Raw genomic sequence first — 22,324 nt, 5'->3', positions numbered from 1 at the left:
TCAGCGCGGGGTCGGTGTCGGGCCCGGGGACGGGCTCGGAGTGGGCGAAGGCGGCGGCGGCCCCGGAGTCGGCTCCGGAGGCCGCGGCGTCGGACCCGGCTCCAGCGAGTTGCTCGACCGGGCGGCCCGGGCGACCTCCTCGTCGGTCGCGGAGATGTCGAACGCGCACAGCATGAGGGCGTCGGCGTCCGCCTCGAAGACGGCCGCGAACGACTCGAGCGCGCTGGACGCGGCCTCGACCAGCGGCCCGTGGGCAGCCGTGGTGTCGTAGCCGCCCTGGGTGTTGCCGGCATCGCGTGAGGCGACCACGAGTGCGCCGGCGTTGTCCGTGGTCGCGCCGGTCAGGTCCATCGCCCAGTCGATGCAGCGGTCGGCGAGCTTGACGAGCTCGGCGGGACGTACGTTGATCTGAGATGACATCGGGGCCTCCTTCTCCAGCGGAGTTCTTCCCCGGAACACGCGTGACTACACGCGAACGCCGCGCCTATCTCACGATCCGAGACGCCGGTGAGTGGCGGCCCGTCAGGAGAAGGGGTTGGGGAGGGCACCCGGGAGGTCGGCGAGGAGCTCGCGGGCACGGCCGGCGACCTTGTGCTCGACGAGGACCTCGTACTTGGTCGGCACGATGACCTTGACGCTCGAGAAGTCGCGGGTGCCGCGGGTGGCGGCGTAGCCGATCAGCGACCAGATGAGGCCGAAGACGACGCCGAGGAGCACCGTCGACAGCAGGATGAAGAGGAAGTTCTCGTTGCCGAAGAGCGACATGATCAGGCCGACGAAGACACCGAGCCAGGCTCCGGAGAGCACGCCGGCGAGGGCGACCTTGCTCCAGGTGAGGCGGCCCGTGATCCGCTCGATCTGCTTCAGCTCGGTGCCGACGATCATGCAGTTCTCGACCGGGAACTCCTTGTCGGAGAGGAAGTCGACCGTCTTCTGCGCGGCGGCGTAGTCGTCATAGGTCGCGAGCGACTGGGGAAACTCCAGCTTCAGCGGGCTCTGCGGGCCGCTGACCGGCGAGGTGAAGGACATACGCCCAGTGTGCCCCAGGCGGGGTCAGTTCTTGAGGACGCCGTTCGCGATGACATCGAGCATGGGACGTACGTCCTTGGCCTCGAGCGAGGAGTGGTCGGCCATGGTCGCGACGCCGCCGAGGAGGCGGCACACGTCGAGGTTGTCGACACCCTCGCGCAGCGCGCCGTGCTCGGCCATCTCCGTCAGGACGCTCTCGTTGGCGTCGGCGTAGGTCTGGCACTTGGTGCGCAGCGGGGAGTCCTGGCAGCCCAGGGAGGCGGTGATCTTGGCGGCGGCACCCTGGTGGCGGGTCAGCAGCGAGACGTACTCCTCGAACCAGGCGAGCAGTTTCTCCCGGCACCCGCCCTCGGTCGCCATCGCCTTCTCGACATGGGCGGCGACCTCCTCGATCCAGGTGGCCATGATCGCCTCGTGGAGCGCCTCGCGCGTGGGGAAGTGGCGGTAGAGGGTGCCGGGACCGACACCCGCACGCCGAGCCACCTCGTCCAGAGGCGCGTCGAGACCGCGCTCCTTGAACACCGCATGGGCGACCTCGATCAGCCGCTCGCGGTTGCGCTGCGCGTCGGCTCTCATCCGGACCTCCTCAGTGGCTCCCGCAGGGCTGCGGGGGCCTCACGTTAACAGCAGCCTCCGCCACATCATCACTGCACTCGTCCAAAAGGCGTTGCTAACCGGAGACACTCTCCGGTAGTGTTCCAATCAAGCGGAGACTTCCTCCGCTTCACTGTACTCCTCTTCCGCCTCCAACAGGAGCTCTCGAATGACATCCACCGTGGCACCACCCAAGCCACCCGCGGCCACCAAGGCCGCCGCCGGCGCCGGGATCGCACTGGTCCTGGTCGCCCAGCTGATGATCGTGCTCGACGCAGCGGTCGTGAACGTCGCGCTCCCCCGGATCGCCGACGACCTCGAGTTCACCCCGGCGGCACTCACCTGGGTGCTCAACGGCTACACCCTCGCCTTCGGCGGCCTGCTGCTGCTCGGCGGTCGCCTCGGCGACGTCTTCGGCAGGCGGCGTATGTTCGTCGTCGGTCTCTCCGTCTTCACCCTCTTCTCCCTGGCCGGCGGGCTCGCGCCGACCGACGACCTGCTCGTCATCGCCCGCGCCCTGCAGGGCTTCGGTGCCGCGATCGCCGCGCCTCAGGTGCTCGCCCTGCTGACCACGTCGGCGAAGGACGAGGCCGGCCGTGCCCGGGCGATCGCGCTCTTCGCGGCCGTCTCCTCCAGCGGTGCCTCGATCGGGCTGATCCTCGGCGGCATCCTGACCGACATCGCGTCGTGGCGCTGGACGCTGTTCATCAACGTACCGATCGGGCTCGTCGTGCTCGCCCTCGTCGGCCGCCTCGTCGCCGAGACGGCCCCGCGACCGGGGCGCTTCGACATCGTCGGCGCCGTGGCCGCCACCGGTGGTGCGGCAGCGATCGTCTGGTCGCTGATCGGCGCCCCGGAGCACGGCTGGACCTCTGCGCGCACCATCGGCGGGATCGCGATCGGCCTGCTCCTGCTGGTCACCCTCGTGCTCACCGAGCGCAGAGTCGCCCACCCGCTGCTGCAGCTCCACCTCTTCAACAGCCACCGCCGCGTCGCTGCCTTCATCGCCGCGGTCGGGCTGGTGGGGGCTCAGTTCGCGACCTTCTATCTGACCGTGATCTACCTGCAGGGCGTGCTGGGCATGGGGCCGCTCGCCTCCGGACTAGCGTTCCTGCCGCTCACCCTGATGATCTTCGCGATGTCCCGGGTGGCGCCTCGGATCGCGGCCCGGATCGGGATGTCGCGGGTGCTGGTCCTGGGTGCCACCGGCCTCACGGTGTCGTTCCTGTGGCTGAGCACGCTCTCGGAGAGCAACACGTACGCCGGCGCCGTCCTGGCTCCGTTCCTGCTCAACGGCGCCTTCGCCTCGCTCGTCTTCACCTCCACCACGGCTCTCGGCCTGGAGGGTGTCGACGCCGCCCACGCCGGCTCGGCCTCGGGTCTGGTGCAGACCATGCAGCAGCTCGGCGGCTCGATCGGGCTGGCCGTGATCGCCTCGGTCTATGTCGCCAACGGCACCCCGGGCGAGGTCGTCCCGGGAATGCGCGAGGCCTTCTACGCCGCGGCCGCCTTGGGCGCGCTCGGCATCATCGCCTCGCTGAGCGTGGTGCTCCGGCGACCGTCCGGGATGCGTTCGTACGCTGCCGGGCAGGTCGCACCCAGCGCGAAGTGAGTGTGTTCCTCCGTCAAGGTATGCAGCCGAAGGAACACATCCCTAGCGGAGTTCCGCACGGGATGCGTGCGCTGACCTGCATACCCTTCGACAAGCTCAGGGCATCTCCTTGACGGAGGACCCGCCCCGAACGAGAACGGCCCGGCTCGCGAGCACGAGCCGGGCCGATTCGTACGCCTGGGTCAGGCGAAGGCCTTCTCGGCCAGCGAGGTGAAGAAGCCGAGCCCGTCCGTGCCGGAGCCGGTGAGGGTCTCCACGGCGTGCTCGGGGTGGGGCATCAGGCCGACGACGTTGCCGGCCTCGTTGGTGATGCCGGCGATGTCGTTGACCGAGCCGTTGGGGTTCACGTCGAGGTAGCGCGCGACGACGCGGCCGTCGTCCTCGAGCCGCTTGATCGTGTCGGCGTCGGCGACGTACTGCCCCTCACCGTTCTTCAGCGGGACCACGATCTCCTGGTCCTGGGTGAAGGCGGAGGTCCAGGCGGTCGAGGCGTTCTCGATGCGCAGCTTCTGGTCGCGGCAGATGAACTTGAGGTGGTCGTTGCGCAGCAGGCCGCCGGGGAGCAGGTGGGACTCGACGAGCATCTGGAAGCCGTTGCAGATGCCGAGCACCGGAAGGCCCTTCTGGGCGCCCTCGATGACCTCGGTCATGATCGGCGCGAAGCGGGAGATGGCACCGCAGCGCAGGTAGTCGCCGTAGGAGAAGCCGCCCGGCAGGATCACCGCGTCGACACCCTGCAGGTCGTGGTCGCCGTGCCACAGCGCCACGGCCTCGTTGCCGCCGACACGGACGGCGCGCTGCGCGTCGACGTCGTCGAGCGTGCCCGGGAAGGTGATGACGCCGATCTTCACTTGGCGGTCTCTTCCACGCGCACGACGTAGTTCTCGATCACCGTGTTGGCCAGGAAGGTCTCGGCCAGCTTCTCGATCTGGGCGAGCGCGTCGTCGGTGACCTCGGGGATCTCCAGCTCGAACCGCTTGCCCTGACGGACCTCGGTGACCCCGGTGAACCCGAGCCGCGGCAGGGCGCCGAGTACGGCTTTCCCCTGCGGGTCGAGAATCTCGGGCTTGGGCATGACGTCGACGACAACGCGAGGCATGGCTGCAGTCTAGGTGGGCCATACGCCGCTCACCTAAACCGTTGGCACCCCTCCCGGCCCGGTCTTTACGATCGCTCCTCGTGCGCCATCTGCTGATCGACATCACCCCGCTGCGTACGTCTCCTGCTTTCCGCCGGTTCTTCATCGGGCGGGCGGTGTCGGGGCTCGGTGGGCAGATCTCGGTGGTCGCGGTCATGTACCAGGTCTGGGAGGCGACCCACAGCCCGTTCTGGTCCGGCAGCGTCGCGCTCGCGCAGCTCGTCCCGATGCTCACGATCGGGCTCTGGGGCGGCGCGGTCGCGGACCGCGCGGACCGCCGCTCGATCCTGCTGGCCACCACCCTCACCCAGCTCGTGCTGGCGCTGCTGCTGATGGTGCAGGCCCTCTGGCTGGGAACCTCGCCGTCCTCGATCGGGCTCGTCCTGGTGCTGGTCGCGCTGATGGCCGCCGCGGGCTCGGTCGCCGCCCCTGCGGGCATGGGCGTGATCCCGCGGCTCCTCGCCACCGACCAGGTCGCCGCCGGGCTCGCCCTCAACCGGCTGAGCTTCCAGGGATCGATGCTCCTCGGCCCGGCGCTGGGCGGGCTGATCATCGGCTATGCCGGTCTCGAGATCGCGTACGCCGTCGACGCGGCCTCCTTCGCCGCCGGGTTCCTCGGGGTCGTCGGCCTCCCGGCTCTCGCGCCCGCGACGAGGACGAGCGGCGGCGGCGTCCTCGAAGGCCTGCGCTTCGCGGCCACCCAGCCGGTCGTACGCGGTGTGCTCCTCATCGATCTGGCGGCCACCGTCCTGGCCATGCCCGTGAGCCTGTTTCCGCTGGTCAACGAGGCCCGCTTCGGCGGCGACCCACGCACCCTCGGGCTGTTCCTGACCGCGATCGCGGTCGGCGGCGTAACGGCCTCGCTCGTCTCGGGCTCGTTCACCAGACGCAGCCGCCCGGGCCCGATCACGATCGGCGCCGCAGCCGTGTGGGGCGCCAGCCTGGGTGCCGTCGGGCTCGTCACCTCACCCTGGCTGTGCCTCGCCCTGCTCGCCGTCGCCGGAGCCGCCGACTCGGTCAGCGTCGTCACCCGCGGGACGCTGATCCAGCTCGCCGTGCCCGACGACCTGCGCGGCCGGACCGCCGCGATCGAGATGATCGTCGGCGCCGGCGGCCCGGAGGTCGGCAACCTCCGCGGCGGCGCCGTCGCCCAGCTCACCTCGGGCTCGTTCGCCCTGGTCAGCGGGGGCATCACCTGCCTGCTCGCCCTTGCCGCCGTCGGCGCCACCTCCCGGCAGATGCTCACCTTCCGGACGGGGCCCACAAACTCGAAGATCGCAGCCACCCAGTGACTGCGATCTTCGAGCTACGGCTGCTGCCGGCGTACAGAATCGGCTACTTGAGCTCGCGCTTGAGGATCTTGCCGGTGGCGGTCATCGGGAGGGCGTCGACGATCTCGACGATGCGCGGGTACTTGTAGGCCGCCATCTGCTCCTTGCTCCAGGCGACGATCTCCTCGGAGGTCGCGGAGGCGCCGGGCTTGAGCACGAGGACCGCCTTGATCTCCTCACCGTGCGAGTCGTGCGGGACGCCGATCACCGCAGCGAGAGAAACCGAAGGATGGGTCAGCAGGACCTCTTCGATCTCGCGCGGGTAGACGTTGAAGCCGCCGCGGATGATGAGCTCCTTGGCGCGGTCGACGATGTAGTACCACCCGTCCTCGTCGCGCTTGGCGAGGTCGCCCGAGCGGAACCAGCCTTCCGAGGTGAGCACCTCGGCGGTGGCCTCGGGGCGGTTGTAGTAGCCCTTGAAGATGTTGTGGCCCTTGATCGCGATCTCGCCGATCGCGTCGGCGGTCCACTCGATGTCGTCCCACGACGCCGGGTCGATCAGGCGCATCTCGACACCGGGGATCGGGACACCGATCGAGCCCGGGCGCACCGGCTGGCCGTAGAGCGAGAACGACGCGACCGGCGAGGTCTCGGAGAGGCCGTAGCCCTCGAGGATGGTGACCCCGAAGCGCTTCTCGAACTCCTTGTGGATCTCGACCGGGAGGGCCGAGCCACCGGCGGCGGCGACGCGCAGGTTCTTGGCGAGCGTGTCCACGTCGGTGTCCTCGGAGAGGGCACCGAGCAGGCCCCAGTACATCGTCGGCACGCCGGCGAAGAACGTGACGCTCTCCTTGAGCATCGTCGCCAGCGCGGCAGCGGCGTCGAAGCGGGGCAGCAGCACGATGGTGCCACCGAAGGCGATCGCGCCGTTCTGCACAACGGTCTGGCCGAAGGCGTGGAAGAGGGGCAGCACGGCGAGATAGGTGTCGGGCCGCTCGGCCGAGGCACCGAAGAGGTCGGCGCCGGCCAGCGCGTTGTCGCGCATGTTGCGGTGACGCAGCTCGGCGCCCTTGGGCTGCCCGGTGGTGCCGGAGGTGTAGAGGATGACCGCGGTGTCGTCCTCGTCGGTGGCCACGGTCTCGAAGGTCGGCGGCTGGGTCCCGATGCCCTGGCCGAGCGTGGTCACGCCCTCGATCGGCGACGCGGCGGTCGGGTCGGCGGTGATCAGGAAGAGGTTCTCAACCCCCGCCTCCTGCGCGCCGGCGTGCGCCTCGGCGCCGATGGCGAGCTCCGGCGTGCCCTCGAAGGCGAAGAGGGCCTTCGCGTCGGAGTCCTTGAGGTGGTAGGCCACCTCGCGCCCCTTGAGCAGCACGTTGAGCGGCACGACGGTGGCGCCGGCCTTGAGGATGCCGAAGTAGACCATCGTGAAGTAGGGCAGGTTCGGGCTCATCAGAGCGACCCGGTCACCCGCGCCGATGCCCTTGCTCGCCAGCAGGTTCGCGACCTGGTTGGCGGCACCGTTGATCTGGGCGTAGTTCAGACGGATGTCTCCCAGCACGATCGCGGTGCGCTCGGGAAAGTTCGCCGCGGAGTCTTCGAGCAGCGAAGCGAGGTTGTACGTGGACACATGGCCTCCAGTGGTGTGCGTGTTACGCGTCACAACCTACCCGCGCGTAGCTTCTCGCGGAACACGGTCTCGGTTTTTACTGCGACACGTGTCCCTGAAACTTCGCCTGGAGTTCGATCAGAAGCGGTGGCCGGTGAGCTTCTCGTACGCCTCGACGTACTTCGCCCGCGTGCGCGCGACGATCTCCTCGGGCAGCTCCGGCGGCGGACCACCGGCGGCGCGGTCCCAGCCGGACTCGGGCGAGAGCAGCCAGCGCCGGATCACGTCCTTGTCGAAGCTGGGGATCGCGGCGCCGGGGTGCCACTGGCTCGCATCCCAGTAGCGGGAGGAGTCCGGGGTGAGCACCTCGTCGGCGAGCACGATGGTGCGGATGCCCAGGTCGTCCTGGCGTACGCCGAACTCGAACTTCGTGTCGGCCAGGATGAGGCCACAGCCACGGGCGATCTCGTCGGCGCGCTGGTAGACCGCCAGGGTCAGCCGGCGCACCGCGGCGGCGTCGTCCTCGCCGATCAGCTTGGAGATGTATTCGTAGGTGACGTTCTCGTCGTGGTCACCGAGCTCCGCCTTCGTGGCCGGGGTGAAGATCGGCGGGGTGAGCCGGGAGCCGTCGACCAGACCGGCCGGCAGCCGGATGCCGCAGACCTCGCCGGTGGTCTCGTACTCACGCAGGCCCGACCCGGTCAGGTAGCCGCGCGCGACGCACTCGACGGGCAGCATGTGGAGCTTCTGAGCGACCACCGCCCGACCGGCCACCGACTCCGGGACGTCGGTCGAGAGCACATGGGTCGGCACCAGGTCCTCGAACTGCTCGAACCACCACAGCGACAGCCGGGTGAGGATCTCGCCCTTGTCCGGGATGACCGTGTCGAAGACGTGGTCGAAGGCCGAGATGCGGTCGCTGGCGACCATCAGGAGCTGGCCGGCGTACGGACCCTCCTCCAGCTCGTAGAGGTCGCGCACCTTGCCGGAGTGGAGGTGCTTCGCGCCCGGGATCGCCGGCGCCGGCGGGATGTTGAGTTCAGCCACGGGATCAGCCTAAGAGATAGTCCTCCCGAACCGTTTCTCGCTTAAGTAGACTGTTTCGAGCGATTTAAGCGGAAGGGCCGCCCATGGAGCGACGACCACAGCCAGACTTCTTGATCATCGGGGCACCGAAGGCCGGGACCACGGCACTGCACTCGGCACTGGCGAGGCACCCGCAGGTGTTCGCCACCACACCGAAGGAGCCGAAGTACTGGCTCTGCGACGACGCTCCGCCGCCGCACTGGCGCGGCCCCGGGGACAAGCACTCCCAGCAGGAGTGGGTCTGGCGGCGTACGGACTACGACCGGCTCTTCGCCGCCGCCCCCGAGCACGCGATCAGGGGCGAGAGCACGCCGTTCTACCTCTGGTCCACCAGCGCCCAGCGGCGGATCGCCCAGGAGCTTCCGGACGTGAAGCTGATCGCGGTCGTGCGCGACCCGATCGACCGCGCCTACTCCAACTGGATGCATCTGTGGTGCGACGGGCTGGAGCCGGTCGCCGACTTCCCCACGGCGTTCCGGCTCCAGGACCGGCGCGCCCACGACGGCTGGGCGCCGTTCTGGCGCTACCGCGAGCTCGGGCTCTACGGCCGGCAGCTCGACCACCTCTACGGGCTGGTCGGCGAGGACCGTGTGCTGGTGGTGCGCTACCGAGACATCGTCGACGAACCCGCCGCGACCGTCGACCGCGCCTGCCGCTTCCTCGGCATCGAGCAGGGCCATGTCGATCACATCCCGAAGGACAACAGCAGGACGTACGTCGAACCCGGCTGGCGCCCGAAGGTGCTCGGTCCCGTGGTCAGGGGCGGCGCCTGGCTCGCCCAGTTCGCGCCGCCGGAGGTCTGGCGCAGGAGCTACCCGCCGTTGCTGCGCCAGCTGGCGGGACCGGGCGACCACCACCGGCCCCGGCTGACTCCGGAGCAGCGCGAGCAGCTCCTGCCCGCCTTCGCCGAGGACATCGAGCTGCTCACCAAGGTGAGCGGGCAGGACTTCTCCGACTGGCTGTCCACCTCGAGCCGGGGATCGTTCCAGGAGCGCGCGAGACTCGCGGAGAACCTCAGCGAACCAGCGTGATCAGGTCGTGGGCGCCGTCCTCACGGGCGGCCTCCACGTAGTAGCGGATCCGGCCGTCGGGCAGCACCACCGCGCTGGCGTAGCGGAAGGCGCCGTCGGAGTGGGGGCTGGCGACCGGGGCCGCGTCGGGATCGGCGACCAGACGGGTGCCGTCCCAGCGAGCGACACCGGTGGTCTCGTACCAGTTGGACTCGGCGTCGGCGCGGCCGTCGTAGAGGACGACGAGCGGGTCATGGGAGACGACCGTGGTGACCCGGGCCCCGCGGGCGTCCCACCGGCCCGGACGTCCGGCGAGGACCTCGCCGTCGTCGTGCCACTCCAGGCCGTCGGTCGAGGTGAGGTAGCGGGTCATCATCCGGTCCTCGTGGCCGGGCTCGGTGAGCGGGTGGCAGCACAGCCACATCTGCCAGGTCTGGGTCACCGGGTCGATCGCGATCACCGGGTCCTTGACCGCGACGGTGTCGCTGCCGGGGTGGACGACCTGGCGGTTTCCCTCGGGGAGCCGCTCGACGGTGTCGGCGGTGAGGCTGTCGACCCACCAGTGCTTGGAGTCCCAGGTGGCGCAGGAGAGGTAGAGCCGCCAGCCACCCTCAGGCAGCGGCACCAGCACCGGCCGCTCCAGCGACTCGCAGCCGAACTGGTCGCGGTGGACCTCGGTCACCGTCTCGAACCGCACCCCATCGGTCGACCGGGCGACGCTGACCGTCACCCCGCGCCCGTCCGAGAGCGGCCGCCGGTTGCGCCAGGTCAGCCAGAAGACACCGTCGACCAGGACCGCGCTCGAGGCGCCGGCCCAGTTGCCCGGGCCCTCGCCCGGTGCCGGGATCACGAGCTCGGCACCGTCGTAGGACGGGAGGGACGGAAGCACACCGGTGGTCATGGAGTCATCTTAGTCAAGTCACTCACTCGCCTAAGGATCCACGCCGCGGCGCCACTCGGTGTAACACGTCGTTCGTAGGACTACTCGCCCTATTGGAACGACCGGTTAGTCCTACGAACAGCGTGTTACATCTCCGCCCGCTGTGGCATCGTTCGAGCCATGGCCGAGACAGCTGATCAGATCTATGCCCGCGTCCAGGCCGGCGGTGACCTGCCCGCACCGAGCGTGACCGAGTGGGACGTCTTCCCGTGGGTCGTACGCGACGGCGAGATCGCCCCCAAGCCGCTCGCTCCCCCGGCTCCCGAGGAGCCGCGCAGCGGTGAGGACGGGGTGGACTGCAACCTGTGCGGCACCGACCTGCCGGGCGTGATCTGGCAGGACGAGAGCTGGCGGGTCAAGCACCTGGAGCAGTCCGGGCTGCCGCTGGTGCTGATCCTCGAGCCGCTCGAGCACTACGACCTGCCCGATCTCGACGAGCACCAGGCGGCCGAGTTCGGGATCCTCACGGTGCGGCTCGCCAGGATCGTGGAGAGCCTGCCCAACATCGCCCGCTGCCACGCGATGCGGATCGGCGACGGCGCCGAGCACCTGCACATGTGGTTCCTGGCCCGCCCGAAGGACCTGCTCTCCGTACGCGGCAGCTTCTCGCCCGACTGGGACGACATCCTCCCGCCCGGCCCCGAGGAGATCTGGCGCGCCGACCTCGCCGAGGTCGCCCGCAAGCTCGCCACCCACGGCGGCGAGGCGCTGGTCTGATGGACCTGACCGACGAGGCAGACGTACGCCGACTGCTGGACGTGATCGAGCAGGAGATCGTCCCGCTGACCCGTGCCGGCGTCGCCTCGGGCAACAAGATCTTCGGCGCCGCGATCGTGCGCCGCGCGGACCTCTCGACGGTGGTCGCCGAGACCAACAACGAGACCGAGAACCCGCTGTGGCACGGCGAGATCCACGCCATCAAACGCTTCTTCGAGCTGCCGGCCGAGGACCGGCCGGCGCCCGCCGACTGCCTGCTGCTGGCGACCCACGAGCCCTGCTCGCTGTGCCTGTCGGGGATCGCCTGGTCAGGGTTCCCGGAGTTCGCCTATCTCTTCAGCCACCAGGACTCGGCCGACTCCTTCGCGATCCCCTACGACCTGGCGATCCTGAAGGGCGTCTACGCCGTCCCCGATCCCGACCGCGACGAGGTCGCCCCGGGACGCGACCTCTACAACCGCACCAACGCCTACTTCGTCAGCACCGGACTCGCCCCGCTCGCCGACCCCGAGCAGCTCGCCCGGATCACCCGGGCCTACGACGAGCTCTCTGCGACGTACCAGGAGAGGAAGGGTGGCGGCGCGATCGCCCACCCCTGACGGGTTGGTGAATCAGTCGTTGCTGCGCCAGCGCAGGAGACCGGCCACGGCGGAGAGCACCACGACGACGGTGCCGTAGACGTAGGTCGTGGTCGTGAGACCGATCTGCGGGGTCAGCAGCCCGGCGACGACGGCCGGGATGCCGAAGGCCAGGTAGGACACGATGAAGATCACCGCGAAGACCTCCGCCCGCTCATGGGCAGGGAGCAGCGGCATGATCGAGCGCAGGATGCCGAAGAAGGCGGTCCCGAAGCCGGAGCCCGCGACGACCACCGCGACGAGGTACGCCGCCGCCGAGCCGGTCGGGAGGGCGAGCAGGCTGAGCGCCGTGCCGACGGCCAGCGCGGCCGTGCCGTACAGCGTCGTCGCCCGCGCCGAGCGGTTCCGGAAGAGGTACGACGCCACCGCCCCCGATCCCGCGAGGGCCCCGATGGCGAGCCCCTGGAGGACGTGGTTGGTCGCGCCCAGCTCGGTGCGTACGATCGCGGCTCCGAGGGAGAGGAACAGCCCACCGGTCGCCCAGCCGGCGAAGATCGCCGGGGCGCTGCGGGCGAGCAGGCCCCGGATCGCCGGCGGCACGGCGATCCGCGGACGCAGCGAGGCGAGCAGGCCCTCGTGACGGGGCGCGGTCTCCGGGACCAGCCACACGCCGACCGCGAGGAGGACGGACAGCACGACGAGAGCGTCGAACACGATCAGCCGCGCGTCGGTCGCGACCTCCAGGACCACCCCCGCGACGACGGCGCCGATGGCCAGGCCGGCCATCGGCGCGACGGCGTTGGCCACCGCTGCCGAGCCCGGCCGCGAGGGCCGCTCGAAGTCGGCCACGGCGGCCGACAGGGTCGAGAGCAGCAGTCCGCTCGCGACCCCCTGGAGGATCCGCGCCTCGAAGAGGACGGCGGCGGTGTCGGCGCCCTGGAAGAGCGCGAAGCTGGCCGCCAGCAGGAGGAACCCGACCGTCACCACCGGACGCCGGCCGACGTGGTCGGAGACCGAGCCGAACACGAGCAGGGTGGCGAGCAGCGCGACGGCATAGACGGCGAAGACAGCCGTCATCACCCACGGCTCGAGCCCGAGGCCAACCTGGAGGTCGGGATAGAAGGGCGAGGGCGCGCTGGCCCCGGCCATCATCAGCACGACCGCCACCAGGGCCACGCCCGCGCCGAGTCGCCGCCCGGCGACGGCGTCCGTCGTCGTCGTCGCGCTCACCGTTTCTACCGACATCACCACTCCATCCATCGTTCGAATTATTTCGAACCTTTTATGGAGAGTACGTGCCTTCCGCTGACTGTGCAACTATTATCGAACCATGAGTTCTTCCCCGGACCTTCCGCATCCTGATCGGTCGGAGCTCTCACTGACGACCGTGCTCTTCGCGCTCAGCGACCCCGAGCGCCTCGCGATCGCCCGCCAGCTGGTCGACGGACCTCTCGACATGGCGGAGTGCCACCTGAGCAATCCGGACGTGCCGAAGTCGACCAAGTCGCACCTGATGAAGGTGCTGCGTACGTCGGGCGTGGTCCGCAACGAGGCCAACGGCCGCGCCCGGCGCCTCTCGCTGCGCCGTGAGGATCTCGACGCTCGGTTCCCAGGTCTTCTCGACGCCGTGCTCTCCGCCGAGGACGCCAGCCCGAAGTCCTAACCTCGGCGCCAGGGCGCGGGGCGGCCGTGCAGGAACCACTCCATGTTGCGGGTGATCCACGGCAGTCCGAAGTAGGTCATGAACGGCAGCGTCACGACCATCACGCCCAGCACCTTCAGCGGCAGCGCCCACTCTCCGACGACCGGCCCGAGCACCCAGTTGGCGACCAGGCTGACCGGGAAGAACATCAGGAAGATCGTGATCGTCTGCTTCCACCGCGGCGGGGCCGTCGCGACCCCGGAGACCTGCTCGACGTCATAGGTGCTCGGCGAGTCGAACCAGCCCTCGATGCCGGTACGCCGCTCGATCCGGGTCTCCTCCACGAACGGCTCGCCCGCACCCAGCCACCAGCCGCGCTGGCGGCTGTTGTCCCAGCTGCCCAGGGTCTCGTGGGAGTCGAAGCGGTAGAGCAGGTGCCACTGGTCGGAGTCCGGTGACGGCCGCACCCAGCCCGCTCCCAGGAAGCCGGGGAACTCGCTGGCCAGCCGGATCCCCGCCTGCATCCAGGCGACCATCTCGTCGCGACGCTCCACGGAGACTCGACGGGCGATGGTCACGGTTACCGGCTCGGACATGCCGTCCATCGTCGCAGGCACGTACGCCGCCTCCCCAGCCCTCGCATAGGTTTGCGGCATGTCTGTGGTGAAGATCAATGCAATCCAGGTTCCGGCCGAGGCGGGCGCGGAGCTCGAGAAGCGGTTCGCGGCGCGTGCCGGGGCGGTCGAGAAGTCGCCGGGGTTCCTCGGCTTCCAGCTGCTGCGGCCGGTCGCCGGCGACGATCGCTACTTCGTCGTCACCCACTGGGACTCCGAGGAGTCCTTCGCGGCCTGGCGCGACGGGGATGCCCGCGCCGCGCACGCGACTCCGCCGGGCGAGGCGCCGCGCAAGCCCGTCGCCACCGGCGCCGATCTGCTGGAGTTCGAGGTGGTCCTGGACGTCAAGCCGGCGTGACGTCGGAGACGCCCGAGACGTCGGAGACGCCGGGGATGCTCACGCCTCCTCGGCGCACCAACGCCTGTTCACCCTGCTGGACGACCTTGTAGAAGTGCTCGCTCCGCCCGCGCAGCAACGGCGTGGGCCCGAGGAGCGAGAGGCGGCCGTGGGCGAGACGGCTGGCGGTGCGTACGGCCCGCCATCTCCTCTCGGCAGCGGCCGACCACGGGATGCCGTAGTGCTCGCGGACGAGCGCCGGGAGGCTGCCCTGGACGACGGTCCGCAGCGTCTCGGAGGTCGGCGGCCCGCCAGGGAGGTGGTAGCCGGCGGTGCCGGCGATGTGCCGGCCGACCAGGCGCGCCTCGTCCACGAGATACGGCTCGTCCGAGGCGAGCCAGGCGTCGAAGCGGCGGCGGAAGTCGGGATAGGACACCGGCGCGGCCGAGGCCGGCATGCCGAAGAGACCGGCCCAGGTCACGAACCCGTCGAAGAGCTCCTCGCGCTCGTCCGGGCGGAGCGGGCGGACCAGGGCGTCGTACATGAACTCGACCGAGTCGAGCGCGAACGCCGCCGTCCACCACATCAGCCCGGGATCGGCGGCCGAGTAGGGCGACCCCTCGGGATGCGCGGGGCCGCCGGGGACCTCCATCGTCCCTGCGACGGGCACGTGCCGCTTCGCCGTGAACGCGAGCGCCCGGTCGGCCTCCTCCTTGGTCCCGAGGAAGACCGTCTCCATCAGCCGAGCGGTCAGCGCGAGCCGCGTGTAGGGCGTCGCCCGGTGCACCGTGTGCTGCGCGGTGCCGACGAAGAGCCGCGGGTGCAGACCGCCGATCACCAGCGCCCGCTGTCCCCAGCTCAGCCCGACGACCCGCTGACGCATGGCACGCACGACCATCGAGTCGGCGGCGAAGTACCCGGACACACCGACAGTCTGACACCGCGCCGCGGCCGGCCGCGGCGGTTCAGGCGGGCTCGAGGGCGGGGACGACGTACTCCCTGGTCAGCGGGGCGAAGTCGGCTCCCTCGGTGATCTCGATGAGCGTCGCCCAGCGCAGCTCGGCGATCTCGGCAGCGGCGTCCGGGGCGACCTCGCCGGCCCAGGTGAAGACCGTCGAGCGCACCAGGTGACCCGGCTCGTTGGCGGCGTCCGCCTCGAACTCGCCGAGCAGCGCCAGGTCCTCGACCCGAAGCGGTACGCCGAGCTCCTCCGCCACCTCGCGGACGGCCGCCTCCGCGGCCGACTCCCCCGGCTCCAGCTTCCCGCCGGGCAGCATGAACTTCGCGGTGCCCTTCTTGCGGACGGTCAGCATCCGCCCGTCGCCGTCGCGGAAGACGACGGCCGCGACGGTGATGACCGGCCCGGCGTTCGGGCTCAGAGGATCTCCCCCGGCGCATAGGCGGCAGCCTCGGGGTGGCGGGCGGTGACGGCCTCCACGCGGCGTACGACCTCCTGGACCTGCGCGACGGCGGCACCGGTGAACTCGATCGGGTCGGCGACCAGCGACTGGATCTGCTCCTCGGTCAGACCGAGACGGGAGTCGGCTCCGAGCTTGGCGAAGACGTCGTTCTCGGCCTGTCCCTTGCGCATCGAGAGCGCGGTGCCGACGGCGGCCTCCTTGATCGCCTCGTGCGCCTCCTCGCGGCCGACGCCGTTGCGGACGGCGGCCATCAGCACCTTGGTGGTCGCCAGGAACGGCAGGTAGCGGTCGAGCTCACGCTGGATCACTGCCGGGAAGGCGCCGAACTCGTCGAGCACGGTCAGGAAGGTCTGGAAGAGGCCGTCGGCGGCGAAGAACGCGTCCGGGAGCGCGACGCGGCGCACGACGGAGTCGGAGACGTCGCCCTCGTTCCACTGGTCGCCGGCCAGCTCGGAGATCATCGAGAGGTAGCCGCGGAGCACCACCGAGAGGCCGTTGACCCGCTCGGTGGAGCGCGAGTTCATCTTGTGAGGCATCGCGGAGGAGCCGACCTGGCCCTCCTTGAAACCCTCGGTGACCAGCTCGTTGCCGGCCATCAGCCGGATCGTGGTCGAGAGGTTGGAGGGGCCGGAGACCAGCTGGACCAGCGCCGAGACCGCGTCGAAGTCGAGGGAGCGCGGGTAGACCTGGCCGACGCTGGTGAAGACGTTCTCGAAGCCGAGGTGGGCCGCGACGCGCTCCTCGAGCGCGGCCAGCTTGTCGGCGTCACCGTCGAGCAGATCGAGCATGTCCTGCGCCGTGCCCATCGGGCCCTTGATCCCGCGCAGCGGGTAGCGGGCGATGAGTTCCTCGACCCGCTGGAGCCCGACCAGCATCTCGTCGGCGACGGTCGCGAACCGCTTGCCGAGCGTCGTCGCCTGGGCAGCGACGTTGTGCGAACGGCCGGCCATGACGGTGGTCTCGTGCTCGGCCGCAAGCCGCGCCAGGCGGGCCAGCGTCGCGACGGCACGGTCGCGGATCACCTTCAGCGAGACTCGCACCTGGAGCTGCTCGACGTTCTCGGTCAGGTCCCGCGAGGTCATGCCCTTGTGGATGTGCTCGTGACCGGCCAGCGCGGCGAACTCCTCGATCCGCGCCTTCACGTCGTGGCGGGTCACCCGCTCGCGCGCGGCGATCGAGTCGAGGTCGACGTCCTCGACGACCTTCTCGTACGCCTCCACGACCCCGTCGGGGACGTCGATGCCGAGATCCTTCTGGGCCTTGAGCACCGCGATCCAGAGCTGACGCTCCAGGACGATCTTGTGCTCGGGACTCCAGATCCCGGCGAGGTCTGCCGCGGCATAGCGGTTGGCGAGAACGTTGGGCACCACAGTCACGGCGGACATTCTCCCATGCTCCGTGCCCACCCCCACTAACGTGGCGGTATGGCCCTGCGGATCCTCGCCAGCCGGCCCGATCCGGCGATCTACACCCTGCCCTGGTCATTCCCCCTGGAGGACTGGCCGGATGATGTCGTGGTGCCGCTAGCCCGCGGGCTGAGTCGCCACGTCGTACGCATCGTGCGGGTGCGCAACCACATCTACGCGGTCAAGGAGACCCAGGCCGACATCGCCCGGCGGGAGTACGACATGCTGCGCGAGCTGCAGCGCCTCGGCCTGCCGACCGTGGTCGCCAAGAGCGTCGTCACGGGGCGCAAGGACCGCGACGGCAACGACCTCGGCGCCGCCCTGATGACCGAGCACCTCACCTACTCGCTCCCCTACCGCGCGCTGTTCGAGCGGGGCCTGGCCGCCGACCGGCTCCCCAGCCTGATCGACGCCCTCGTCGTCCTGCTCGTACGCCTCCACCTGGCCGGCTTCTACTGGGGCGACGTGTCCTTGTCGAACGTCCTGTTCGTGCGCGACGCGGCCGGGTTCGCGGCCTACCTGGTCGATGCCGAGACCGGGGAGCTGAAGCCGGAGCTCTCCGACCGGCTGCGGGAGTACGACCTCGACGTCGGCTACCAGAACATCTACGGCGAGCTGCTCGACCTGCAGGCGAGCGAGTCCCTGCCCGAGGCCTTCCCGATCGACGCGATCGTCGAGCGGCTGCAGAGCCGCTACGACGCGCTGTGGCGCGAGCTCACCGAGGAGCAGGTCTTCTCCGCCGAGGAGATGTGGCACATCGAGCAGCGCATCGAGCGCCTCCACGACCTCGGCTTCGACGTCGAGGAGCTCGACATCACCACCAGCGAGGACGGCGACACCGTCGCCCTCCGCCCGCGGGTGGTCGAGCTCGGCCACCACCGCCGCGAGCTGCGTACGTTGACCGGGCTGGACGTCCAGGACGCCCAGGCACGGCGGATCCTCAACGACATCTCCGCCTTCCGCGCCACCCGCGAGCTCGGCGACCGGCCGATCGAGGTCGCGGCGAGCCGCTGGCTGCGCGAGGTCTACGAGCCCATCGTCGCGATGCGCCCGCCGGACGCCGCCGCCAAGCTCACGCCTGCGCAGATGTTCCACGAGATCCTCGAGCACCGCTGGGTGCTCTCCCAGTTCGCCGGCGAGTGGGTCAAGCTCATCAACGCCGCGGAGTCCTACTACGCCGACGTCATCCAGCACCGCCCCGACGAGGCCGTCACCCCGCCCGCCGAGGAGTGAGCCGGGCGCGTCATAAGGTGGCCTCGTGAAGATCCTCGTCGTCGGCACCGGTGGTCGTGAGCACGCGCTCGCTCTGAAGCTCTCCCAGGAAGGGAACGAGGTGTACGCCGCGCCCGGGAACCCCGGGATCGCGGAGTTCGCCACGCTCCGGGACGTGGACATCATGTCCGGTCCCGCGATCGCCTCCCTGGCCGGCGAGCTGGGCGCCGATCTGGTCGTCGTCGGACCCGAGGCGCCGCTCGTGGCCGGGGTCGCCGACGCGGTTCGCGAGGCGGGGATCCCGGTCTTCGGACCGTCGGAGGCTGCCGCGCAGCTCGAGGGGTCGAAGGCGTTCTCCAAGGACGTGATGTCCGTGGCCGGCGTGCCGACCGCGGGCTCGCGCGTGGCGACCACCCCAGAGGAGGCTGTCGCCGCGCTTGACGAGTTCGGCGCTCCGTACGTGGTCAAGGACGATGCTCTGGCCGCGGGCAAGGGTGTCGTCGTGACGCGTGACCGCGAGGAGGCGCTGGCCCACGCGGCCGCGTGCGAGCGGGTCGTCATCGAGGAGTTCCTCGACGGCCCCGAGGTCTCGCTGTTCGCGATCTGCGACGGGACGCGGCCCTACGCGCTGCAGCCGGCGCAGGACTTCAAGCGGATCTTCGACGGCGGCAAGGGCGGCAACACCGGCGGGATGGGTGCCTACTCGCCGCTGCCGTGGGCGCAGCCGGACCTGGCCGACGTCGTGCTGACGACCGTCGTCCAGCCGACCCTGGTCGAGATGGAGAAGCGCGGCGCTCCGTTCGTCGGGTGCCTCTACGTCGGGCTCTCGCTGACCGCCAAGGGCCCGAAGGTGATCGAGTTCAACTGCCGGTTCGGTGACCCCGACATCCAGCCGGTCCTCGCTCTTCTGGAGTCCTCCCTCGGCGACCTGCTCCTCGCGGCGGCCACGGGCGCGCTGGACACCGTCGAGGCGCCGACCTTCTCCGACGGCGCCTCGGTGACCGTCGTGCTGGCCTCGGCCGGCTACCCGGAGTCGTCCTCGAAGGGCGACGTCATCACCGGCGCCGGCAACGCCAACTCGATCAACGACGTGGACGTGATCCACGCCGGCACGGCGATCGTCGACGCTTCCACCCCCGAGGAGCCCGACCACCGCCACCTGGTCACCGCGGGAGGACGCGTCCTGGCGGTCCGCGCCAAGGGCTACGACATCGACGACGCGCGCTCGCGTGCATACGCCGCCGCCGACCTGATCACCTTCGACGGACTCCAGCGGCGCTCCGACATCGCCGCCGAGCCGCTCGGCGTCGTCGAGGGCGCCTCGCTGCTTTGAGCATCGGCGTAGCCTGCCGAACATGACCTGGGTCGTGTTCGGCGTCGCCGTCGTTGTCGTGCTCGGCCTGATCATCGCGGCCTGCAACACGGCCCTGCGCTCCTCGCGCCGCGGCGTCTCGGCCGGGATCGGCGACGGTCTCGGCAACTTCATCGACGTCTTCGACCCCGGCAACGCCCGCGCCGCGCGCGACCTCAAGGAGCAGGACAACATCGGTCACGTGGTCCCCTCGCCCGACGGCGACGACCCGCCATACGGCGTCGACCTGAAGGCCGGACGCGTCACCATCCGCCGTTCGTGACGGGCTGAGAGTGACCGATCGGCCACTCTCAGCCTCACCACCTCAGGTCAGCGAGTTGATGATGACGGTCTCGTCGCGAGCCGGGCCGACGCCGATGACCGACATCGGGGCGCCGGAGATCTCCTCGACGTACTTCACGTACGCCTGAGCGTTGGCCGGCAGGTCGGCGAACGACCGGGCGCCCGAGATGTCTTCCTTCCAGCCCGGCAGCATCTCGAAGATGGGCTTGGCGTGGTGGAAGTCGGACTGGTTGACCGGCATCTCGTCGTGGCGGACGCCGTCGACGTCGTACGCCACGCACACCGGGATCTCCTCGAGTCCGTCGAGCACGTCGAGCTTGGTGAGGACGAAGTCGGTGACACCGTTGACGCGGGCCGCGTAGCGGGCGATGACCGCGTCGTACCAACCGCAGCGACGCGGGCGTCCGGTGGTCGTGCCGAACTCGTGGCCGTTGTCGCGCAGGTAGTCGCCGGACGCGTCGAAGAGCTCGGTCGGGAACGGCCCCTCGCCCACGCGGGTGGTGTAAGCCTTCACGATCGCGACGACGCGGTCGATCCGGGTCGGCGGGATGCCGGAGCCGGTGCAGGCGCCGCCCGAGGTGGCGTTGGAGGAGGTCACGAACGGGTAGGTGCCGTGGTCGACGTCGAGCAGGGTCGCCTGGCCGCCCTCGAGCAGCACGGTCTCGCCCCGGTCGAGCGCCTGGTTGAGCAGCAGGCCGGTGTCGCAGACCATCGGCGCGATCCGGTCCGCGTAGGACAGCAGATCCTCGACGACCGCGTCGACGGTGAAGCCACGACGGTTGTAGACCTTGGAGAGCAGCTGGTTCTTCAGCTCCAGGGCGCCCTCGACCTTGCCCCGAAGGATCGACTCGTCGAAGAGGTCCTGGACGCGGATGCCGATGCGGTTGACCTTGTCGGCGTAGGTCGGGCCGATCCCGCGGCCGGTGGTGCCGATCTTGCGCGAGCCGAGGAAGCGCTCGGTGACCTTGTCGAGCTGGCGGTTGTAGTCGGCGATGACGTGAGCGCTGGCGGACAGCTTCAGCTTGGAGATGTCGACGCCGCGCGCCTCCAGACCGGTCAGCTCCTCGAAGAGGACCGCGAGGTCGACGACCACGCCGTTGCCGATCACCGGCGTCACGCCGGCGGTCAGGATGCCGCTGGGCAGCAGGTGGAGGGCGTACTTCTCACTCGTCCCGTCCGCCTGGCGGATGACGACGGTGTGGCCGGCGTTGTTGCCGCCGTTGAACTTCACGACATAGTCGACGTGCTCACCGAGAAGGTCGGTCGCCTTGCCCTTGCCTTCGTCGCCCCATTGGGCGCCGATGATCGTGATCGCGGGCATGTGTTGCTCCTTCGCTCCGGACGGAGTCCCTCCGGGCGTGCCCGGCTGCTCAACGCACCATTTTCTAGTGTGTGCTGGATCCATCTAAAAATGCAGAAAGCCCTGGCAAGACCAGGGCTCTTGCGACCACACGCTAGCAAATTCAGGCGCGTACGTCACAGCCAGGCTCGCCGGGCGGCCTCGACGCCCGCCTCGAACCGGGAGGTCGCACCGAGCTCCTCGAGCAGTTCGGCGACCCGCCGCCGGACCGTACGCAGCGAGACACCCAGCCTCCGGGCGATCTGCTCGTCCTGGGCCCCGCTGGCCAGCTCGGCGAGCAGCAGGCGGCGTTCCGCGTTCGGCAGGTCCTCGAGCTCGGCCGCCGGGAGGGCGCGACGCCACAGCTCCTCGAAGTAGCTGGTCACCACCTCGACGATGCCCCGCTGGCGTACGTTGATCATCGGCTGCTCCACCGGGCCGAGCGGGTCGGGGAACATCGCGTGCGTGCTGCCGACCACCATCAGGTGGGTGCCGACGCGCGGCAGGATTCGGACCTCCTCACCGATCTCGATCCGCATCCGCAGCACGTCGGGCGCCTGCTTCAGGGCTGCCACCGGGTAGATCCCACGACACCGGCGACCCGACTTGATCGTGGACTCGATGACCGAGATGAACCGCATCTCCGAGGGATGGACGGTCACCGCCGGGCGCAGCCACATCATGTCGCCCGAGGTGGCCGAGACCAGCCGCTCGAAGGTCTCCGGCGTGAACTCGGTCGCGATCACCTCACCCTCGATCGGCTGCTCCTCGCCGATCTGGGCCGGGAGCCGCGCGGCGGTGCCTGCGACGTACGGGACCGACTGGGAGATCTTCAGCAGATGGTCGTGGGCGTCCTGGGCCCTGGTCGCGGCCCGCTCCAGCATGTGGGCGACCACCGCCGTCGGGCTGAGCACCGTCAAGGTCTCGCCGATGGAGACGACACCGCTCTCGACCAGCGGCGCGGCCTCCTCCAGCAGCTCTTCCTCGGAGGTCGACAGCGTCGCCGCCACGACCACCAACGGCCACCCGTTGAGCGGGAGGAGGCGGCTGTAGAGCTGTGCCGCGCCCGGGCCGAACCCGAGCGCGGTCATCAACGTCTCCGACCGGCCGTTCTCCAT

Annotated in this window: 25 protein-coding genes; 10 read left to right on the top strand and 15 right to left on the bottom strand. The window is 70.0% G+C overall.

Annotated features, from left to right (window positions below; genetic code table 11):
- The 3 genes from OH802_RS07735 to OH802_RS07725 form a co-directional block, all read right to left on the bottom strand.
- Positions 1 to 420, bottom strand: coding sequence for a hypothetical protein (locus tag OH802_RS07735; protein ID WP_406026695.1), 420 nt, complete (start codon positions 418 to 420; stop codon positions 1 to 3).
- Between the two features lie 102 nt (positions 421 to 522).
- Entirely contained in the window at positions 523 to 1,029 is a 507-nt protein-coding gene (locus tag OH802_RS07730) for a general stress protein (protein ID WP_350661163.1), read from the bottom strand.
- Positions 1,030 to 1,053: 24 nt separating this feature from the next.
- Complete coding sequence (locus OH802_RS07725) at positions 1,054 to 1,605, bottom strand: TetR/AcrR family transcriptional regulator (RefSeq protein ID WP_378830207.1); 552 nt, start codon at positions 1,603 to 1,605, stop codon at positions 1,054 to 1,056.
- Positions 1,606 to 1,792: 187 nt separating this feature from the next.
- Here OH802_RS07725 and OH802_RS07720 point away from each other — a divergent pair, with 187 nt between their 5' ends.
- Positions 1,793 to 3,235, top strand: coding sequence for an MFS transporter (locus tag OH802_RS07720; protein ID WP_406026692.1), 1,443 nt, complete (start codon positions 1,793 to 1,795; stop codon positions 3,233 to 3,235).
- A gap of 182 nt (positions 3,236 to 3,417) precedes the next feature.
- Here the strand turns inward: OH802_RS07720 and purQ are convergent, their stop codons facing one another.
- The gene (gene purQ / locus OH802_RS07715; RefSeq protein WP_406026690.1) at positions 3,418 to 4,086 is read right to left on the bottom strand and encodes a phosphoribosylformylglycinamidine synthase subunit PurQ; all 669 of its coding nucleotides are present in this window, start codon (positions 4,084 to 4,086) and stop codon (positions 3,418 to 3,420) included.
- Complete coding sequence (gene purS / locus OH802_RS07710; RefSeq protein ID WP_160026681.1) at positions 4,083 to 4,334, bottom strand: phosphoribosylformylglycinamidine synthase subunit PurS; 252 nt, start codon at positions 4,332 to 4,334, stop codon at positions 4,083 to 4,085. Before purS ends, purQ begins: the two co-directional genes overlap by 4 nt.
- An 80-nt stretch (positions 4,335 to 4,414) precedes the next feature.
- Here purS and OH802_RS07705 point away from each other — a divergent pair, with 80 nt between their 5' ends.
- Positions 4,415 to 5,665 (top strand): MFS transporter, encoded by a 1,251-nt coding sequence (locus tag OH802_RS07705; protein WP_406026687.1) that lies wholly within the window; start codon positions 4,415 to 4,417, stop codon positions 5,663 to 5,665.
- A gap of 43 nt (positions 5,666 to 5,708) precedes the next feature.
- On the opposite strand, the gene OH802_RS07700 is transcribed toward OH802_RS07705, so the two are convergent.
- Positions 5,709 to 7,271 carry a long-chain-fatty-acid--CoA ligase gene (locus tag OH802_RS07700; RefSeq protein WP_406026685.1) on the bottom strand — a complete coding sequence of 521 codons (1,563 nt, stop codon included), beginning with the start codon at positions 7,269 to 7,271 and terminating at the stop codon, positions 5,709 to 5,711.
- Between the two features lie 117 nt (positions 7,272 to 7,388).
- Entirely contained in the window at positions 7,389 to 8,297 is a 909-nt protein-coding gene (locus OH802_RS07695) for a phosphoribosylaminoimidazolesuccinocarboxamide synthase (protein ID WP_406026683.1), read from the bottom strand.
- Between the two features lie 83 nt (positions 8,298 to 8,380).
- Between OH802_RS07695 and OH802_RS07690 the strand changes: the two genes are divergently transcribed.
- Positions 8,381 to 9,367 (top strand): sulfotransferase family protein, encoded by a 987-nt coding sequence (locus tag OH802_RS07690; protein WP_406026681.1) that lies wholly within the window; start codon positions 8,381 to 8,383, stop codon positions 9,365 to 9,367.
- Here the strand turns inward: OH802_RS07690 and OH802_RS07685 are convergent.
- Entirely contained in the window at positions 9,351 to 10,247 is an 897-nt protein-coding gene (locus tag OH802_RS07685; RefSeq protein ID WP_406026679.1) for a hypothetical protein, read from the bottom strand. The two genes, OH802_RS07690 and OH802_RS07685, sit on opposite strands and share 17 nt — an antisense overlap.
- Before the next feature lie 159 nt (positions 10,248 to 10,406).
- Between OH802_RS07685 and OH802_RS07680 the strand changes: the two genes are divergently transcribed.
- On the top strand, positions 10,407 to 11,003 hold the full coding sequence (locus tag OH802_RS07680; RefSeq protein ID WP_406026677.1) for a hypothetical protein: 597 nt from the start codon (positions 10,407 to 10,409) through the stop codon (positions 11,001 to 11,003).
- Positions 11,003 to 11,602 carry a nucleoside deaminase gene (locus tag OH802_RS07675; protein ID WP_406026675.1) on the top strand — a complete coding sequence of 200 codons (600 nt, stop codon included), beginning with the start codon at positions 11,003 to 11,005 and terminating at the stop codon, positions 11,600 to 11,602. The genes OH802_RS07680 and OH802_RS07675 overlap by 1 nt, the downstream gene beginning before the upstream one ends.
- 12 nt (positions 11,603 to 11,614) lie before the next feature.
- Here OH802_RS07675 and OH802_RS07670 read toward each other — a convergent pair whose 3' ends face one another.
- Positions 11,615 to 12,826 (bottom strand): MFS transporter, encoded by a 1,212-nt coding sequence (locus tag OH802_RS07670; protein WP_406026673.1) that lies wholly within the window; start codon positions 12,824 to 12,826, stop codon positions 11,615 to 11,617.
- An 85-nt stretch (positions 12,827 to 12,911) separates the two neighbouring features.
- Between OH802_RS07670 and OH802_RS07665 the strand changes: the two genes are divergently transcribed.
- Positions 12,912 to 13,244: an ArsR/SmtB family transcription factor gene (locus OH802_RS07665; RefSeq protein WP_406026671.1), complete on the top strand. Its 333-nt coding sequence runs from the start codon at positions 12,912 to 12,914 to the stop codon at positions 13,242 to 13,244.
- On the opposite strand, the gene OH802_RS07660 is transcribed toward OH802_RS07665, so the two are convergent.
- Positions 13,241 to 13,819 carry an antibiotic biosynthesis monooxygenase gene (locus OH802_RS07660; RefSeq protein ID WP_406026669.1) on the bottom strand — a complete coding sequence of 193 codons (579 nt, stop codon included), beginning with the start codon at positions 13,817 to 13,819 and terminating at the stop codon, positions 13,241 to 13,243. The genes OH802_RS07665 and OH802_RS07660 overlap by 4 nt on opposite strands.
- Before the next feature lie 58 nt (positions 13,820 to 13,877).
- On the opposite strand from OH802_RS07660, the gene OH802_RS07655 reads away from it, so the two are divergent.
- Positions 13,878 to 14,195 carry an antibiotic biosynthesis monooxygenase gene (locus tag OH802_RS07655; protein ID WP_160026672.1) on the top strand — a complete coding sequence of 106 codons (318 nt, stop codon included), beginning with the start codon at positions 13,878 to 13,880 and terminating at the stop codon, positions 14,193 to 14,195.
- Here OH802_RS07655 and OH802_RS07650 read toward each other — a convergent pair.
- The 3 genes from OH802_RS07650 to purB form a co-directional block, all read right to left on the bottom strand.
- Positions 14,182 to 15,099, bottom strand: a complete 918-nt coding sequence (locus OH802_RS07650; protein WP_406026666.1) for an oxygenase MpaB family protein — start codon at positions 15,097 to 15,099, stop codon at positions 14,182 to 14,184. The two genes, OH802_RS07655 and OH802_RS07650, sit on opposite strands and share 14 nt — an antisense overlap.
- Before the next feature lie 40 nt (positions 15,100 to 15,139).
- Positions 15,140 to 15,487 carry an NUDIX domain-containing protein gene (locus tag OH802_RS07645; protein WP_406026664.1) on the bottom strand — a complete coding sequence of 116 codons (348 nt, stop codon included), beginning with the start codon at positions 15,485 to 15,487 and terminating at the stop codon, positions 15,140 to 15,142.
- A 62-nt stretch (positions 15,488 to 15,549) separates the two neighbouring features.
- Positions 15,550 to 16,980 carry an adenylosuccinate lyase gene (purB, locus tag OH802_RS07640; protein ID WP_406026662.1) on the bottom strand — a complete coding sequence of 477 codons (1,431 nt, stop codon included), beginning with the start codon at positions 16,978 to 16,980 and terminating at the stop codon, positions 15,550 to 15,552.
- 39 nt (positions 16,981 to 17,019) lie between these two features.
- Between purB and OH802_RS07635 the strand changes: the two genes are divergently transcribed.
- From OH802_RS07635 to OH802_RS07625, 3 genes are read left to right on the top strand one after another with little or no spacing between them, the layout of a single operon-like run.
- Positions 17,020 to 18,234, top strand: a complete 1,215-nt coding sequence (locus OH802_RS07635; RefSeq protein WP_406026660.1) for a DUF4032 domain-containing protein — start codon at positions 17,020 to 17,022, stop codon at positions 18,232 to 18,234.
- Between the two features lie 25 nt (positions 18,235 to 18,259).
- On the top strand, positions 18,260 to 19,546 hold the full coding sequence (gene purD, locus OH802_RS07630) for a phosphoribosylamine--glycine ligase (protein WP_406026658.1): 1,287 nt from the start codon (positions 18,260 to 18,262) through the stop codon (positions 19,544 to 19,546).
- 22 nt (positions 19,547 to 19,568) lie between these two features.
- On the top strand, positions 19,569 to 19,847 hold the full coding sequence (locus OH802_RS07625; RefSeq protein ID WP_406026656.1) for a hypothetical protein: 279 nt from the start codon (positions 19,569 to 19,571) through the stop codon (positions 19,845 to 19,847).
- A gap of 42 nt (positions 19,848 to 19,889) precedes the next feature.
- Here the strand turns inward: OH802_RS07625 and OH802_RS07620 are convergent, their stop codons facing one another.
- Both OH802_RS07620 and OH802_RS07615 read right to left on the bottom strand, forming a co-directional pair.
- Positions 19,890 to 21,188, bottom strand: coding sequence for an adenylosuccinate synthase (locus tag OH802_RS07620; RefSeq protein WP_406026654.1), 1,299 nt, complete (start codon positions 21,186 to 21,188; stop codon positions 19,890 to 19,892).
- A gap of 155 nt (positions 21,189 to 21,343) precedes the next feature.
- On the bottom strand, positions 21,344 to 22,324 hold the full coding sequence (locus tag OH802_RS07615) for a helix-turn-helix domain-containing protein (RefSeq protein ID WP_406026652.1): 981 nt from the start codon (positions 22,322 to 22,324) through the stop codon (positions 21,344 to 21,346).

The organism is Nocardioides sp. NBC_00850, assembly GCF_045207335.1.
In the GTDB taxonomy this organism is placed as follows: domain Bacteria; phylum Actinomycetota; class Actinomycetes; order Propionibacteriales; family Nocardioidaceae; genus Nocardioides.
Note: the sequence above shows the minus strand (reverse complement) of the source record. Positions and strands in the feature narration are given on the sequence as shown.

Bases quoted from the DNA above. Each gene is read 5' to 3' on its own strand.
- OH802_RS07735 (WP_406026695.1), bottom strand. From the start codon at position 420: ATGTCATCTCAGATCAACGTACGTCCCGCCGAGCTCGTCAAGCTCGCC.
- OH802_RS07730 (WP_350661163.1), bottom strand. From the start codon at position 1,029: ATGTCCTTCACCTCGCCGGTCAGCGGCCCGCAGAGCCCGCTGAAGCTG.
- OH802_RS07725 (WP_378830207.1), bottom strand. From the start codon at position 1,605: ATGAGAGCCGACGCGCAGCGCAACCGCGAGCGGCTGATCGAGGTCGCC.
- OH802_RS07720 (WP_406026692.1), top strand. From the start codon at position 1,793: ATGACATCCACCGTGGCACCACCCAAGCCACCCGCGGCCACCAAGGCC.
- purS (WP_160026681.1), bottom strand. From the start codon at position 4,334: ATGCCTCGCGTTGTCGTCGACGTCATGCCCAAGCCCGAGATTCTCGAC.
- OH802_RS07690 (WP_406026681.1), top strand. From the start codon at position 8,381: ATGGAGCGACGACCACAGCCAGACTTCTTGATCATCGGGGCACCGAAG.
- OH802_RS07685 (WP_406026679.1), bottom strand. From the start codon at position 10,247: ATGACCACCGGTGTGCTTCCGTCCCTCCCGTCCTACGACGGTGCCGAG.
- OH802_RS07680 (WP_406026677.1), top strand. From the start codon at position 10,407: ATGGCCGAGACAGCTGATCAGATCTATGCCCGCGTCCAGGCCGGCGGT.
- OH802_RS07675 (WP_406026675.1), top strand. From the start codon at position 11,003: ATGGACCTGACCGACGAGGCAGACGTACGCCGACTGCTGGACGTGATC.
- OH802_RS07670 (WP_406026673.1), bottom strand. From the start codon at position 12,826: ATGTCGGTAGAAACGGTGAGCGCGACGACGACGACGGACGCCGTCGCC.
- OH802_RS07665 (WP_406026671.1), top strand. From the start codon at position 12,912: ATGAGTTCTTCCCCGGACCTTCCGCATCCTGATCGGTCGGAGCTCTCA.
- OH802_RS07660 (WP_406026669.1), bottom strand. From the start codon at position 13,819: ATGTCCGAGCCGGTAACCGTGACCATCGCCCGTCGAGTCTCCGTGGAG.
- OH802_RS07655 (WP_160026672.1), top strand. From the start codon at position 13,878: ATGTCTGTGGTGAAGATCAATGCAATCCAGGTTCCGGCCGAGGCGGGC.
- OH802_RS07645 (WP_406026664.1), bottom strand. From the start codon at position 15,487: ATGCTGACCGTCCGCAAGAAGGGCACCGCGAAGTTCATGCTGCCCGGC.
- purB (WP_406026662.1), bottom strand. From the start codon at position 16,980: ATGTCCGCCGTGACTGTGGTGCCCAACGTTCTCGCCAACCGCTATGCC.
- OH802_RS07635 (WP_406026660.1), top strand. From the start codon at position 17,020: ATGGCCCTGCGGATCCTCGCCAGCCGGCCCGATCCGGCGATCTACACC.
- OH802_RS07625 (WP_406026656.1), top strand. From the start codon at position 19,569: ATGACCTGGGTCGTGTTCGGCGTCGCCGTCGTTGTCGTGCTCGGCCTG.
- OH802_RS07620 (WP_406026654.1), bottom strand. From the start codon at position 21,188: ATGCCCGCGATCACGATCATCGGCGCCCAATGGGGCGACGAAGGCAAG.
- OH802_RS07615 (WP_406026652.1), bottom strand. From the start codon at position 22,324: ATGGAGAACGGCCGGTCGGAGACGTTGATGACCGCGCTCGGGTTCGGC.